Genomic DNA, 15014 nt, shown 5'->3' on the forward strand with positions numbered 1-15014 from the left:
TTCTGACCGACTTCATTAATGCTTTTTCTGGTTAAGTGGTGCTAAATCCGTATCATAGGTGAACCACATCAAATAATTAGAAGCATCATGTCACAACACCATCCGATCCAAGGCGCTAGCTGGATGCTAACCGCAGGCCTAGCCTTTGCCGTTATTAACAGCCTAACTCAAATTGCTAGCATTCATTTCGGACTTACTTCTACCACCGTTGCCGTCATTCAATACGCTATCGCGTTGTTCGCTATTCTTCCTTATCTGAAAACGCTGGGCATTCGCCGTGCGCTAAAAACCGACAACCTCAAATTGCACGTATTCCGTGTCTTCTTGTCTGTTATTGGTATTCAACTTTGGATATGGGCACTGGCTTACCCAGTACCAATTTGGCAAGGCATTGCCCTTCTCATGACGTCGCCATTATTTGCAACCATAGGTTCAGGGCTTTTCTTAAAAGAGAAAGTTGGAGCTGCTCGCTGGGGCGCAACCTTAGCCGGCTTCGTAGGTGCGATGGTGATTCTAGAGCCGTGGGCTGAAGATTTTAACTGGGCAACGTTATTGCCAGTCGGTGCCGCTTTCTTCTGGGCATGCTACTCACTCATGGTGAAAAAGCTATCTTCGCAAGACAGTCCTTCAACCATGGTGGTGTACCTGCTGCTATTAATCACACCATTTAACATCCTGCTTGCCGCGCCAGATTGGCAGACGCCAAGCGGCGGTACAATTTGGGCTATATTGATTGTTATCGGTGTTATGACGGCACTCGCTCAATGGGCGATTGTGAAAGCCTACTCAGTCGCTGATGCTTCGTTTGTGCAACCTTTTGACCACGCCAAATTACCGCTAAATGTTTTAGCAGGTTGGATTGTGTTTAGTTGGGTTCCACCGGGTCGTTTATGGCTAGGGGCTGCTATTATTATTGCGTCAGTTGCATTTATAACGCACTGGGAAACCAAAAAACCTTCAAAAGTGAAGAAAGTTTAAGGTTGGTGAAATAAATAGTTCGACTGTCCGTTCTATATGGATAAGAGAATTCAAACGAGGCCGTAACCATGAAGAAACCAGTCAAGATTACACTATACCGTTGGGCAGGCAGCTGGGGTCCATTTAAAGTTAATATCCCATGTGGGGAATGTACCCTTACCAAAGACATTCTGAAGGATACTTTTGAGAATGAGTTGGCCGATGTCGATGTCGAACTGGAAGTGAAAGATTGGTTGTCTCACTGGTGGGAGCCGCTAAAACTAGGCTCTTGGCATGCTCCAATTCTTGTTGTTGAAGGCAAGGTTGTCAGCCAAGGTGAAGCGCTTAATCGTGGAGTCTTGGTTCAATCCGTGATCAAAGAGTGGACCAAACGAGACAGCCTAAAAGGCAACATCGTTTATGGTAAGGCGACCTGCCCATTCTGTGTTAAAGCAAAGAAAATGTTGGATGAAGCGGGTGTTGAATACCAATACCACGATGTAGTAAAAGACAGCGCCGCTTTGTACCGTATGATTCCAGAGGTAAAAGCACACATTGGTGAGAAAACACCGGTCACCGTCCCGCAGATCTGGCTTGATGGTAAGTACATCGGTGGTGCCGACAACTTAGAAGCGTGGATGAAAGAGAATGGCTTAGATAGCATCCCTAATAACGTAGTCGACTTATCCAATCAATCTGCTGGCTAAATCCATTAAAAGCCGTTAGTCAGAAGTTTATTTAGTGTTTTTGTGTCCATCCACAACAAAACAAAGCGATAACTTTCACCAATCGCTAAAACGAAAAAGGCCTTAAACTTCATTGAGTTTAAGGCCTTTTAAAATTCCGTTTTTGAAAATGCTTATTTAGCCATTTTCTTCATCATTCGCTTAAAGAACGATGGTTTCTTTGGCTTTGAAGTGCCGTACAATGCTTCGTGCATCATGTTTTTTGCTGCCATTTGACCAAGGTATGCGTGGCCTAGTTCGTAATTCATGCTTATCTCCGCACATAATCAACTTTCTTTAGCGCGGATTTTACACTTAAAACACCTAAAAACAAGATCTAAATCACACTTTAATGCAATGCTAAGTATTAATTTGCAATTAACCTAATTTTGTCTGTGTGCTAATCAGCATTGCATTTGTATATCAATGAGTTAACCTAAATTCTGGTTTGAGCTTAATGCTCCATTCCTAATAACAATCAAAAACATTGGTTTAGACACTGATAAAAAAAGCAGCTCAAGAGAGCTGCTTTCTAAAATACTTTACTGAGAAACCTAGCTGCGCTTCGGCTGTCTGTAAGTTTTACCGGCAATTTGGTATGTGTCTTTTTGCTTCAATTCAAACATCGTTTCAAAGAACCAAGCTGCAAATTTGATTAAGTCATCGCCTTCATTCATGACATGTTCGATGTACTCTTGCTCTTCGCCTTGTTCATTTTCTTGAAGCGTCACGTGGTAAATACGCTTTTCGCCTTCCACTTCAGCAAGTGCAAATTGACCAGTCAGTGATGCAGCAGCCTCAGCGACTTCTGTATCCTCATTGGATTTCAATAGCTCAAGCGCTTGGGGCAGGCCATCTAGTGCGCAGATAGCTTTTACCAGTACTTCAAATTCATTTTGCTGCATTTTGTTTTTACCTATTCAATGGACCGAAGCATTGTAGAAAACCATCAGCACAAATACAACGTATTAACGAGGGTGCGTTAAACGATAGTGAATTTAGTGTTTAGCTATATTCCACTTCAACAGTATCGCCTTTGCTGTTCATTTTGGTTGAAGACCAAAGCACTCCGCCCATGGCTGCGCCAATAATGAGATAGAACACGCCTAACTGCAGATGAGTCGTGACCCAACTTTCTACTAGATACCCACCCAATAAACCCGCTAAACACATCTGAATTGAGCCAGACAATGCCGACACCGCGCCCGCTTGTTTCTTATGAGGTTCTAATAACATGCTGATTGACAATGGGAACGAGATACCTTGTGCTATCGCCAACCAAGTAAACGCCCAAACCAAGTTAAAGATGGATAACTCATGAGTAAGAAGCCAAGTTCCCGACGCCAAGATAATCAAAATAGCTAGGCTCATCAATTGGGGTGTACTAAACCTACGATTGAGTAAGTTTAAGGCGACACTACCTATCAGTAAGCCCGCCGAAGGAACAATCATCAATGAACCATATTCAGCGGCGGTCAGCCCCAATTGCTCTTGCATTAAGAATGGAAACAACGACAACGAAACCAAACTCGCCATATAGCTCATCCAGTTGTAACTGGCACTGGTTAACACTTGGCGATTGGTCAACAAGCGCCCATAGTTCTTCACAACTTGGCAGGCATCAAAGCGGCTCTTTCCGTATGGCAAAGTTTCATGCAGAACAAAGTAACCCAGTGTGAATATCGCTAGTAGGTACAATAAAACGAACAGGAACACCGCCTGCCAACCGAGATGAAATGAAATCCAACCACCGAATACCGGCGCAATGATCGGCATGATCGACGCGGTGATCGATATATAAGACAGCGCTTTGGTAAGCTGAGAACCATCATAGCTGTCGCGAAGCACGCTTCGTCCAAGAACCGAGGCACTACCCGCCCCTAAACCTTGCAGCAAGCGACCAACTTCTAGCGCCGTCATATTGTCAGAAAACACAACACAAACGACAGTACCAATCAAATAAACACCCTGACCTAACAAGAAAATAGGTCTTCTTCCCACCGCATCGGACATCGGTCCGTAAAATAGCTGAGACAAACCAAAACCCACTAGAAACAGCGTGACGAGCAGCTGTACATCAACTTGAGTAGCACTTAAGTCAGAAGCAATTAACGGCAATGCTGGCAAGTAGATGCTCACTCCCACCTGTCCCGTAGCAATAATCATCATTGCTAAGAGTAACGGCGTTTTTTTAAAGGTCGATTGGTTCAAAAAATTCCCTATTCGTTTGATATTTGTTCATTAGATGAGTTTACATTCAAAACCAATAATTGATAATTAGCTAAATTGGAATTTTATTAAGTCCCAACAGGAAATAATATGGATTGGATTCTTAACGTAAAAAGCTATGTCAGAGTAGTGGAAGAAGGCAGCTTCAATGGTGCTGCTAGAAAACTAAACACCACCAGCTCGGCGATCAGCAAAAGAGTGAACTGGCTAGAAGAACGTATTGGCACTCAACTGTTAAAGCGCACCACACGCTCAATTAGCCAAACCGAAGCCGGCGCACTCTTTTACCTGCGAGCCAAGGATCAGCTCGACAATTGGCAGTCTATAATTGATGAGACACGCTCGGTTAACCAAACCCCAGCTGGCCTATTAAAGATAGGTGCAACGATTGCGGTTGGTTCTAAGTTTCTCGTGCAATACATGGACGACTTCTTAGAAAAGTATCCGGACATTAAGGTGCAGCTGATCACGACCACGCCAGGGCAATTACCAGAACTGGGCCTGGATCTGGTTATCAGTCGCGAACTGGAACAGCTCAACTCGTTAAGCTTTAAGAAAACACCGCTGTTTGAGCACAAAGCCAGCTTCTATGCGGCGCCAAGCTATTTAGCTAAACATGGTTACCCCACCAACGAGCAGGACTTAGAACAACACAACTCTTTAATTTGGGGAGAGCGCCCTACCCGAGAAGTCACACTCACCAAAGGGCAGCGCATCACCCTCAACGGTAACTTTGCTACCACCAATCCAGAGGCTTTGTTTCATGCTGCGAAGCGAGGAATGGGCGTACTATTAACCATCAAAGCGATGATCAAAGAGGATCTAAAACAAGGGACATTAGTTCCAGTATTGCCAAATATTACTGCCGACGAAGTGATGGTTTACGCGTACTACCCTAAGCTTGATTACTCGCATACGCGAACCAAGCTCTTTTTGGACCATCTGAAAGATAGACTAGACAAAGAGCGTAGCACGCAAGCTCTGTGAAATAAGTCACATTTTAATTTGAAAAGTTATACGACACGGCCGATAATAAACGTGACGCATATAGATTATACAAGTTCGCACATATACAAGATAAAACGTATACAGCTGACACAGTGAATCTGGTTAACTAGGGATGGTGACTATGACTCAACATACGCACAACAGCATGATAGACACAGAGCGCATTGGCCGTTTGCTGAAATTGGAAGGTATCGACCTTTTAGAGTCAGCTGTGCTTACTTTACATCAGACCTTTGATACTCAATACACTAGCATCATTGAGAAGAAGCACTTCCCTGACCAAATCGTTCCTTTGGTGATCGCCCATTCTGACCATGTATTGCATGACAAAATCAATGCGCGCCATGGTCACATCTACCAACAAGCCGTCAATCAAAGACACCCTGATTGCTCGTTTGCTCAATATGTCGTCCAGTCATTGCCGACATCGGCATTTAGGCAGGAAATCACCTCACAAAACTCCATCGCGATCCCGACTCGAACTCAAAGTGGCGAAGTAATGGGCGTGCTATTTTCAACGTTTACCTCACCTCTTAGCCCTGATCAGCAGCAAGACGTGATAAAACACCATCAATTGTTCGCCGACATCATCATCCACACCTTACGTGAAATGTGGTTTAACGATCGCTCCGAACAATTGGTAAATCAACTTAGTTATGAGGTGTCACACGACAGCCTAACCGGGTTACTCAACCGAAGCTGTCTATCCGATACCTTAGAGTCGATTACTCAACAGAGCGTCACTCCGTTTACATTGGCTTTACTCGATATCAATAGCTTCAAAGCCATCAATGACATGCACGGCAATTATATTGGCGATAAAGTGCTTCAATTTGTCGCAGAAACCTTGCGTCGAACCTTACCCGAGAGCAACCTGACTTTCCGAACTGCTGGCAATGAATTCGCCTTCATTACCTACCACTCTGACCCGATAGCGGTGTGCGAGCAGATACTGGCAAAAATTAAGCAAGGCTATAGCAGCGTTGATATTAAGATAGATTTGGAACTCAGCATTGGAATTGCCAGTTCGGACGGAGACAACAAAGACGTTGAACAGATCATATTCAACACTAGCTTGGCGCTTAAAGAGTGTAAACACAGCCAAGATACTCATATTCAATGTTATGACACCCACTTGAGATCTCGCTACCAAAGAAAAACCGAGCTAATTGCAGCACTGCGAAATGAACTCGAAAACCCGATTTCACAAAGCTATATCCCCGATAGCAATGGAATGTACGTAGTTGTCCAACCCATTGTGGGCCAAGGCGAGACGCAATGGGAATATTTCGAGGTACTGACTCGCTGGAAGACCGCCAGACACGGTGACATATCGCCTGTGGAGTTCATTCAAGTGGCTGAAGAGTCTGGGCTGATTGTCGAGCTAGGTGAGCGTATTATTGAGTTAGTGTGCCGCGCAAAAACCACATTAGAACAAGGCTTAGGTTACAAGGTTAAGCTTGGAATAAACTGTTCTGCTCATGAGCTTACCGACTCGAAACGCTATATTTCCTATCTCACACGAACGATTGAACAGCATCACTTTAAAGCTGATGAGTTTGTTATTGAGTTAACCGAAACGGTGCTGTTATCTCCAACCCAAGAGACAAAATCGGCACTTAACTTTTTGAGAGGGCAAGGCTTCACTATTGCGCTCGATGATTTCGGTACGGGTTACTCCAGTTTGAACTACATTCACAGCTACCCTATCGATTGCATTAAAATTGACGCCACCTTTATCCGTAATTTGCTGACCAACTCAACCTCAGAAAGCGTTGTTTGGCTGATTATCCAGCTTGCTCACAGACTCGATGTGTCTTTGGTTGCGGAAGGCGTAGAGAAGCGTGAGCAATTAGATAAACTGCACGCAATGGGATGTGACAAGATACAAGGATACCTCTACTCACCACCCATGCGACCTGAAGCTATCGTCAGCTATGTTACTCATTCTGAGCCTTTGGCTTAAACCGCTATCCTTGAATTGACTTAGGATCAAAAAAACCGCGAGGTCATGACTCTACTCGGAGTGATGCTCTCGCGGTTCTAATTATGCTTGATGAATAACAACTTTATTCAGGGTTATCTCAAAGAGTCTAACTAGCTGTTATTAGATTGGGCTTCTAAAGCGACCTTTAACAGTTTATCTGCTTCATCTCTTGAAGCTACAAACGTCGCTTTTTCCCTTTTAGGCACAGAATCTGCCATCGGGATATTTGCTGTCATTGCATTGACAGGACGACCACGTTCAATCAGTTCATAGTGCAAGTGTGCTCCGGTCACCCGGCCAGTTTTGCCAGACAAGCCAATACGCTGTCCACGAGATACCGTTTGTCCTTTACGAACCAGAATCTTACTCAAATGTAGGTAACGTGTTTTGTATGTGCTGCCGTGTTGAATGACCACGTAGTTACCCGCATATGGGTGCTTACGCGTCATAATCACTTTACCATCACCCGTTGCTTGAACCGGCGTACCAACTGGCGTCGCGAAATCTGTACCGTTGTGCGGTGAAATGCGGCCAGTCACAGGGTGTAAGCGCTTAGGATTAAACTGAGAACTTTGGCGCCAGCTACTGCTCACAGGGTAACGTTGGAAAGCTCGTTGTAAGCTATCGCCATTGGCATCGTAATATTGACCATCAGTGTGCAAGTACGCTGATACAACGCGGTTACGATTCATGATCTTAATTGCTTCAATTTCACGTTTTCCGGTTGCAACACCATCAACATATTGCGCTTTTTGAAGCACTTCAAACTGATCGCCAGCGCGCAGATCTCGGCTAAAGTTCAGCTTGTCTTTAAGAAGAGTCACAATATGGTCAATCTCAAGACTGCTCAGGCCAACCTTGTTCGCCGACATAGAGAAGCTGCCTTGAATATCACCGACTAAAGGTTTTTGCTTCCATTCACCCGGAATAGAGATGTCTTCGAATTCGTAGCTGCCGTCATCAAGCAGTCGATAAACCACTTTGTCTGCGACGCTAAATTGAAGTTCCATTTTAGAAAGGTCGCCGGTCGCTTCATCACGCCAAAAGCGTAATGTATTACCAGGGCGAAGCGTATCTAAAGCAAGGAAGTTCAAATCGGTTTCCATCACGCTCATCATCGATTTATAAGAAAATCCAAGTTGCGTGAAGATACTACTCAAGTTATCGCCAGATTGAATTTGATACTCAAATGTCGGTGGCTCAATAACGGTAACAGAAGATGGTGACAGAATTGACTCAATAACGGTTGAGTCTGGTAGATCAAGCTCGATCGTTTTCGTCAGATTTGATTGCGAAGATTGCAGAGCAACCCCAATCGCTGCAATAAGTGGCAATCCTAAAATAGCTACTTTTTTTACAGGTGAAAGCTCGGCAAACGGAGAGGAAAATATTTTTGAATACACGGTAAACAGGTCTTTCTACGATATAAAGGCATAGGATATGCTTTTCAAACGCATAAATCATCAATGCATTGTCATAATATGATGTGAATCTGCCCAACTTAGCCTAAGTCATTGAGTTGCCGTAGATGAAGAGCCACTAGATAAGAAATAAAATTAACCGCTAAATTTAAAAATAAAAAAGCAGAAACGGCTAGCTTCTGCTTTCTATTGGTTGACGTTATTCCGTTTCGAATAATTAATAAACGAAGCGAATTAGTCGCTGGTTTTAAGAAAAGATTATGCGTTTACCGTCGACACTAAGCAGTTGTCTTCACCAAACTCATTTGGGATGTAACGGTCAGCGTTCGCATCGTTCACCCATTGTTGGTCATCAACTAGGTAGCGGAATTGAAACTCGCCATCTTTAGGTAGGCGAGTTTTAAACTTGTAAACCTTCCCTTTGGCTAGTTTTTTCATTGGGGTAGCTTTCCAATCAAGAAAGTCAGCAACGATGGATACAGAGTTCGCTTCCTGAGCTTCTAGCTCGAAGGTCACTTCAACTTCATCTTTCGTCTTAAAAAAACGTTTATTAATCATTCGCAAGCTCCATTTGTAAAAATAAGCGGACACAAAGCTAAGTGTGTCTAAATTTCATTCATCTAACTAAGATAATATGTAATTTGGCTCACATAAACAACAGATCCTTACATTCGCGAAAACGTTATTGCTTACCAATTGATTGCGTATCAAAAGAAAAACTCATTAACACCTTTTCAGAAGGGGGTTCTGCAAATGATTGTTCCGCAGAATGCTGAGTAAAGCCGATAAAACCTTCCCCAGTGAGTTTATTCTGTGATTGCGAATCTGGCTGCTGAGCGACCTCCAATGTTTGAATTCGTATACGGTCGCCCAGAAAAAGTTGGTCGACTAACACCACTCGGCTTCGTTGTTGGTCATGTTTAAACAGGCCTAGATAATAGAAAACACCGCTGCCTTGGTTAGATATCCACATCGGCGCGACAAAGAAACTCGCCTTGCCCAGCGTAGCGGCTGAAAGATTATTGGTGTCTACCGTTACCACGCCGCGCTCAACACCTGAGTCATAGCGTCCAAACGCGATGGCTCTAGGCTCATCAACTTCATTAATAAACGCGTAGGCGTTAGTTTCAGGAACTTTAATTGTCCATGGGTTGGTCGTCTTCAAATCAAAAACGGTTTCTACGACTGGGTCATAACTCACTTGAGAAGAAGGAAACTTCGCCAAGATCTCTTCATCACTTAAGCTAAAGCGATAAACACCCGCCACTATCACCACAACCAGCATGACAATTGGAATCAGTAGAATCAGAGGAATAGGTAAGATTTTCTTTTTCATGGGCAATTATATTCTTTTGTTTTCATCCAGTTGTGCAGACCATAAAGGGCTTTAGTATAATTATCAATACAGGCTTAACCAGAAGTGGAGCATGGATGGATATCAATCATATTAAAGATAGAAATATCAGAAGTTGCGAATGCCGCTGTGGAGCAGTCAATCTAGTATGCCGAGGCGAACCTCAACGTACATCTGTCTGCCATTGCTATGAGTGTCAGAAACGCACCGGAAGTGTTTTCGGCGTTCAGGCTCGGTTCCCTATTGAACAAGTCACACTCAGCGGGGAAGTGACCTCTTTTTCACGCATCAGCGATACGGGTAATGAAGTCACCTATCAGTTTTGCCCCAAGTGTGGCACCACCATGCTTTTGCAGTCGGTTGCCGCCGCCGATTTTTATATCGTCCCGCTCGGATTGTTTAAAGAGCAAGATTTCCCACTGCCGAGCTTTTCGGTTTATGAAGAGCGCAAGCACGGTTGGGTTAAGTTCGACCACCAAATGAGCCATTACAACTAGTTCGTCATTGAGCGTTATCTTTATCTCGTTATTGACCGTTATCTTTATATAGCAACAGTATTAGAACAAACTGCAATACTGTTGCCTAAGATCAAATATCAACGCTCCACAGCGCTAGCGTATCTTTTCTCTAGCGTTATAATCTTGCTCCTCTATTTAACCCAGGGTGAACCACATGATTTCTAAGCTACCTCGCTGGGTTGAATACGGCGCCTTACTGTTAGCAGCCCTTGCTGGCAGTGTTAATGCTATCGGCTTACTTGGCTTCCAACATCAAGCTATCTCCCATATCTCCGGCACCATGTCTTTGCTCGGCAGTAGCCTGCTTACACCGACCTCGGCTTCTGTTCACCTCCTATTGGTGATCATGAGCTTCATGTTAGGTGCGGCGTTCAGCGGGTTCTTTATTGAAAACCAAGCATTGAAGTTAGGACGCCGTTACGGTGTTGCGCTATGTATTGAGGGTGGATTGCTGTTCTTGGCGCTGTGGGCACTGTTGCAAGGCTACACTTCCGGCCAGTATTTCGCTTCAGCCGCGTGTGGTTTGCAGAACGCGATGATCACCACTTACAGCGGGGCGATCATTCGAACAACACACATGAGCGGGATCATTACCGATCTGGGGATCATGATTGGCGCTCGCTTAAAGGGGATGCCTTTTGACCGTCGTAAAGCCAAACTTCTGATGTTCATTGTGGTTGGCTTCTTGTTTGGCGGCTTAAGTGGCGCTTGTCTGTTCCAACGCTTCGAAATCTTGGCATTGGCTTTCCCTGCCTCTTTCGCCTTCATTATTGCGTTTAGCTACTGGCTATACTTGACCTATCGAACTGAAACCCCAATCAATTTATAAATATCTGGCAAAATAACCTCAAACTACGTAACATCCGCAACACTTTATTCTAAACTCTTAATACGTTGCAGAATAACCAGCATGAATATTTAGCGATATTTGATGAATAGTATTGCAAGCAATATTAATACTGGGTAATCTTGCACCCAATGAGAAAATACGGACGTTTTGTGAATAAAAATGCCAAGGATGTGGCTTTTTTACGTGTAGAAATTCGAGAACAATAACATGTCTAACAACACGAATACTGCTCAAACAGAGAAATCTAAAGGCAGTTTCTGGGTTTTCTTAATCCCATCATTGATTGGTTTATTCCTTTTCATGGCGCCAATCAGCTATCAAGGTGATCTAACCATCCCTGTAGCTATCTTAGCCAAATCAATTCAAGCGGTTTTCGGTGAATATCTAGTCCCTATCATCACTGCGATCGTTGCTTTCATGTCTGTAGCTTCAGTTTTAAGCACCATTTTTAAGCCTACATTCATTACATCAAATTCATTTTTAAACGGCCTTTTCAACCCATCTCCACTGTGGTTGCTGGTTCGTTTAATTGGTGGTGCTGCAGCCGTTATGGCTTTTTTCCAAGTTGGCCCTGAGGTTATTTGGGAAGAAAACACCGGTGGTCTGGTTCTAGAAGGCCTGCTTCCGACACTGTTCTCAGTATTCATCTTTGCTGGTTTGCTACTTCCGCTTCTACTTAACTTTGGTCTACTAGAGCTGTTTGGCACGCTACTAAGTAAAATCATGCGTCCAATCTTCAACCTCCCAGGTCGCAGTGCGATTGACTGTATGGCTTCTTGGTTAGGCGACGGCAGCGTTGGTATCCTGCTTACAAGCAAACAGTACGAGAAGAAATTCTACACTCAGCGTGAAGCTGCGGTTGTTGGTACGACTTTCTCAGCAGTATCTATCACATTCAGTCTTGTGGTTATTGCTCAGGTAGAACTAGAGCACCTATTCCTACCTTTCTACGCAGCAATCTGTTTAGCGGGTATTGTGGCAGCGGTGATCATCCCTCGCCTTCCACCACTAAGCATGAAGAAAGATACTTTCATTGATGGCAGCAAGCCACACAAAGACGCTGACGCTATCCCAGCGGGTCACTCAACATTCTCTTGGGGCCTTGAGCTAGCAGTAAGCAAAGCATCACAAGTTAAGTCTGCTAAATCAGTATTTGCTGAAGGCATCCGTAACGCCGTGGATATGGTATTTGGCGTACTGCCTGTTGTTATGGGCCTTGGTACGATGGCGCTGGTTATTGCGGAATACACGTCTGTATTCTCATTCCTAGGTCAGCCTTTCATTCCATTCCTAGAGCTACTTGGTGTTCCTGAAGCGGTTGCAGCATCTGAAACAATTGTTGTTGGTTTTGCGGATATGTTTATTCCTGCGATTCTTGCCGCTTCTATCGACAACGAGATGACTCGCTTTGTTATTGCAGCAATGTCGGTTACTCAACTGATCTACATGTCTGAAGTAGGCGCTCTACTTCTTGGCAGTAAGATTCCAGTGAACATCTTAGAACTGTTTATTATCTTTATTCTACGTACGTTAATTACGCTTCCAGTTATCGCTGGTGTAGCTCATCTAATATTCTAAATTAGATGCTACTTATATAATTCAATAAAGATTCAGTTTATAAAGCCTCACTTTTGTGGGGCTTTTTATTTGCGAAAATATATACACACTATTATTTGGAGTTCAATTAATTTATAAGTTCTGCATATCATTTGATTTCATATCGTTTATTCACCTCGCCTCTTGTTAATAGAAAACTGAACGCATAACCATCAAATTAATAGATTCTTAATTCCTCCTTAAACTCCGTCTAGCCCCATTCCCCAACTCATTGAACCAAATACTAAAAGTAACAAATATGCGCTTTATTGAATTTTGTATTGTTTAGGTTGTTGTATTTTTGTAGTCTATTTTGTGAAAATACATTCAAGTAAAACCCAATCGAGTCGATATATATAATTACAAAAACACGATTAACTTTAGTCTTCGAAAAGCCTGTGAGAAGGGGAAAACTCAATGAAATTTAGCCATAAGGTGGTTGCTGCATCATCAGCCTTGCTGCTAGTGACAGTATCATTGCTTTCAATACAACAACTTTACACTGTAAGAAGTGCAGTAGAAAACCACGTCAATGCGAGCCTGAAAGAGATGGTCTCGGGCGTGAAAAATACCGTCGTATCGGAGATGAACGCCAAGAAAGCGTTGGCTCAATCGACGACTGAAGTCATCGAGATCAACCCTGAAGATCGCGCTTACGTTAAAGATATCTTAGAAAAGCCAAAGCTTAAAAACAGCTTCCTAGCGGTTGGTTTTGGTTATGAAGCAAACGGTTTCGTTATTGAAAATGATGATGGTTGGGATGCCGGTCCAGACTACGACCCACGAATTCGTCCTTGGTACATTGATGCTAAATCCAAAAACAGTTTAGTTGTTACCGCTCCTTATGTGGATGCATCAAGTAAGAAAGTCATCATCTCTGTGGGCACTCCAGTTAAAGACAATGGTCGCTTTACTGCAGGTATGTTCTACGACCTAGAGCTGACGAACCTTGCTACCTTGGTCAACCAAGTGAACTTGTTTGATGCGGGTTATCTGTTCCTAGTCACTGCCGACGGCACCACGATTGCTCACCCGAATGCGAAAAACAACGGTGAAACGCTATCAAGCTACATGCCACAAGCGACTATTCGTGAAGGCTCTCAAGAAATTGAAGTCGACGGTAAAATGTTCCTAGTTAACTTCACCCACATCCCAAGTGAAGATTGGTACATTGGTGCAATCCTGGATGAAGAGATCGCGTTCCAAACCGTTGAAGAGTTGAAGAACAGCTCAATGATCTACTCTTTGATTGCGGTGATTCTCAGCATCATTGCTCTAACAGTTCTGATTCGCGTGTTAATGCGCCCACTGGATGCACTTAACCAAGCGATTCAAGACGTAGCAAGCGGACAAGGTGACTTAACTAAGCGCCTAGATACCAACACAGACAAAGAGTTCTCTGACCTAGCAAAAGGCTTCAATACCTTTACCGAAAATCTGCAAAATCAGATCATTCAATCGAAAGCGATTGGTGTTGAGATTAAACGCGGTACTGAAATCACAGTGAAAGGCGCGGGCGAATCAGCGAAAGCAATGAATACCCAGCTGCAAGAGCTTGAACAGTTAGCGACTGCAATGAACGAGATGGCGGTTACTGCAACTGAAGTTGCAAACAATGCTCAAGGCGCAGCAGCGGCAGCCCGTGAAGCAGACGAAGCAACGCTAGACGGCACATCTGTTGTAAGTGACACCACTCAAGCGATTGATAACCTTTCAGCACGTATCGACCAAGCGGTTGCCGAAGTACAAGTGCTTGAATCAGCAACAGCCAACATCGAAACGATTCTAAAAGTAATCAACGATATTGCAGACCAAACCAACCTACTGGCGTTGAATGCGGCTATTGAAGCGGCGCGCGCTGGTGAGTCAGGCCGTGGTTTCGCAGTCGTTGCCGATGAAGTTCGCACTCTGGCGCAGCGTACTCAAGAGTCGACGACTGAAATCCGCAACATGATTGAACAGCTCCAAGCGGGTGCAAGCTCAGTATCGAACGCGATGAACCAAAGTAAAGACACAGCCACTGACGCCGTTGAACGCGCTCAGCAAGCGAACTCTTCACTTGACCGTATCCGTGACGCGATTCAACGTATCTCAGATATGAACATCCAGATTGCTTCAGCGGCAGAAGAGCAGAGCTTGGTAGCGGAAGAGATCAATAACAACACAGTTAAGATCAAAGACCTTTCAACACAAGTATCCAACGCAGCTCAAGAAGCGAACACAGCAATGCAGGTTCAAACGGACAATGTTCGCCAACAAGACGAGCTATTGAACAAGTTTACGGTTTAATCGCCTTACCGTTGAACTAACACTCTTGTATAGCAACTAATAAACAGCTTCAAATAAAAAGCCCCGCTTACTGATTACCA

The 15014-nt window shown here is 43.9% G+C and carries 14 protein-coding genes; 8 read left to right on the top strand and 6 right to left on the bottom strand.

The window, feature by feature from the left end:
• The first annotated feature begins 87 nt into the window (after positions 1-87).
• Positions 88-978, top strand: coding sequence for a DMT family transporter (locus MSG35_RS01575; RefSeq protein WP_017062738.1), 891 nt, complete (start codon positions 88-90; stop codon positions 976-978).
• A 68-nt stretch (positions 979-1046) separates the two neighbouring features.
• Positions 1047-1664 (top strand): glutaredoxin, encoded by a 618-nt coding sequence (locus MSG35_RS01580; RefSeq protein WP_050620585.1) that lies wholly within the window; start codon positions 1047-1049, stop codon positions 1662-1664.
• A gap of 152 nt (positions 1665-1816) precedes the next feature.
• On the opposite strand, the gene MSG35_RS24010 is transcribed toward MSG35_RS01580, so the two are convergent.
• From MSG35_RS24010 to MSG35_RS01590, 3 genes are all read right to left on the bottom strand, one after another.
• Positions 1817-1951: a hypothetical protein gene (locus MSG35_RS24010; RefSeq protein ID WP_010431176.1), complete on the bottom strand. Its 135-nt coding sequence runs from the start codon at positions 1949-1951 to the stop codon at positions 1817-1819.
• Positions 1952-2236: 285 nt separating this feature from the next.
• A complete protein-coding gene (locus tag MSG35_RS01585; RefSeq protein ID WP_017057980.1) occupies positions 2237-2587 on the bottom strand; it encodes a hypothetical protein in 351 nt (116 codons plus the stop codon).
• Between the two features lie 100 nt (positions 2588-2687).
• Entirely contained in the window at positions 2688-3893 is a 1206-nt protein-coding gene (locus tag MSG35_RS01590) for a multidrug effflux MFS transporter (RefSeq protein ID WP_248382602.1), read from the bottom strand.
• Between the two features lie 108 nt (positions 3894-4001).
• Between MSG35_RS01590 and MSG35_RS01595 the strand changes: the two genes are divergently transcribed.
• Both MSG35_RS01595 and MSG35_RS01600 read left to right on the top strand, forming a co-directional pair.
• Positions 4002-4898, top strand: a complete 897-nt coding sequence (locus MSG35_RS01595; RefSeq protein WP_048610723.1) for a LysR family transcriptional regulator — start codon at positions 4002-4004, stop codon at positions 4896-4898.
• 142 nt (positions 4899-5040) lie between these two features.
• Positions 5041-6885, top strand: coding sequence for a GGDEF domain-containing phosphodiesterase (locus MSG35_RS01600; RefSeq protein ID WP_248382603.1), 1845 nt, complete (start codon positions 5041-5043; stop codon positions 6883-6885).
• Positions 6886-7016: 131 nt separating this feature from the next.
• Here MSG35_RS01600 and MSG35_RS01605 read toward each other — a convergent pair whose 3' ends face one another.
• From MSG35_RS01605 to MSG35_RS01615, 3 genes are all read right to left on the bottom strand, one after another.
• Positions 7017-8309, bottom strand: a complete 1293-nt coding sequence (locus MSG35_RS01605; RefSeq protein ID WP_248382604.1) for a peptidoglycan DD-metalloendopeptidase family protein — start codon at positions 8307-8309, stop codon at positions 7017-7019.
• Positions 8310-8585: 276 nt separating this feature from the next.
• Entirely contained in the window at positions 8586-8885 is a 300-nt protein-coding gene (locus tag MSG35_RS01610) for an isoamylase early set domain-containing protein (RefSeq protein ID WP_009845720.1), read from the bottom strand.
• Between the two features lie 124 nt (positions 8886-9009).
• Entirely contained in the window at positions 9010-9663 is a 654-nt protein-coding gene (locus MSG35_RS01615; RefSeq protein WP_248382605.1) for a hypothetical protein, read from the bottom strand.
• Positions 9664-9695: 32 nt separating this feature from the next.
• Between MSG35_RS01615 and MSG35_RS01620 the strand changes: the two genes are divergently transcribed.
• From MSG35_RS01620 to MSG35_RS01635, 4 genes are all read left to right on the top strand, one after another.
• Positions 9696-10178: a GFA family protein gene (locus MSG35_RS01620; protein ID WP_170926836.1), complete on the top strand. Its 483-nt coding sequence runs from the start codon at positions 9696-9698 to the stop codon at positions 10176-10178.
• A gap of 175 nt (positions 10179-10353) precedes the next feature.
• Positions 10354-11028 (top strand): YoaK family protein, encoded by a 675-nt coding sequence (locus tag MSG35_RS01625; protein WP_248382606.1) that lies wholly within the window; start codon positions 10354-10356, stop codon positions 11026-11028.
• A gap of 228 nt (positions 11029-11256) precedes the next feature.
• Positions 11257-12627, top strand: a complete 1371-nt coding sequence (locus MSG35_RS01630; protein WP_048609722.1) for a YjiH family protein — start codon at positions 11257-11259, stop codon at positions 12625-12627.
• A 435-nt stretch (positions 12628-13062) separates the two neighbouring features.
• On the top strand, positions 13063-14934 hold the full coding sequence (locus tag MSG35_RS01635; RefSeq protein WP_122081179.1) for a methyl-accepting chemotaxis protein: 1872 nt from the start codon (positions 13063-13065) through the stop codon (positions 14932-14934).
• The last annotated feature ends 80 nt before the right edge of the window (positions 14935-15014 follow it).

The sequence above is a fragment of the Vibrio sp. 1CM23M genome, from assembly GCF_023161755.1.
GTDB classification, from domain to species: domain Bacteria; phylum Pseudomonadota; class Gammaproteobacteria; order Enterobacterales; family Vibrionaceae; genus Vibrio; species Vibrio coralliirubri.

Coding starts and splice junctions, on each gene's coding strand:
- MSG35_RS01575 (WP_017062738.1), top strand. CDS start 88: ATGTCACAACACCATCCGATCCAAGGCGCTAGCTGGATGCTAACCGCA.
- MSG35_RS01580 (WP_050620585.1), top strand. CDS start 1,047: ATGAAGAAACCAGTCAAGATTACACTATACCGTTGGGCAGGCAGCTGG.
- MSG35_RS24010 (WP_010431176.1), bottom strand. CDS start 1,951: ATGAATTACGAACTAGGCCACGCATACCTTGGTCAAATGGCAGCAAAA.
- MSG35_RS01585 (WP_017057980.1), bottom strand. CDS start 2,587: ATGCAGCAAAATGAATTTGAAGTACTGGTAAAAGCTATCTGCGCACTA.
- MSG35_RS01595 (WP_048610723.1), top strand. CDS start 4,002: ATGGATTGGATTCTTAACGTAAAAAGCTATGTCAGAGTAGTGGAAGAA.
- MSG35_RS01600 (WP_248382603.1), top strand. CDS start 5,041: ATGACTCAACATACGCACAACAGCATGATAGACACAGAGCGCATTGGC.
- MSG35_RS01610 (WP_009845720.1), bottom strand. CDS start 8,885: ATGATTAATAAACGTTTTTTTAAGACGAAAGATGAAGTTGAAGTGACC.
- MSG35_RS01615 (WP_248382605.1), bottom strand. CDS start 9,663: ATGAAAAAGAAAATCTTACCTATTCCTCTGATTCTACTGATTCCAATT.
- MSG35_RS01625 (WP_248382606.1), top strand. CDS start 10,354: ATGATTTCTAAGCTACCTCGCTGGGTTGAATACGGCGCCTTACTGTTA.
- MSG35_RS01630 (WP_048609722.1), top strand. CDS start 11,257: ATGTCTAACAACACGAATACTGCTCAAACAGAGAAATCTAAAGGCAGT.
- MSG35_RS01635 (WP_122081179.1), top strand. CDS start 13,063: ATGAAATTTAGCCATAAGGTGGTTGCTGCATCATCAGCCTTGCTGCTA.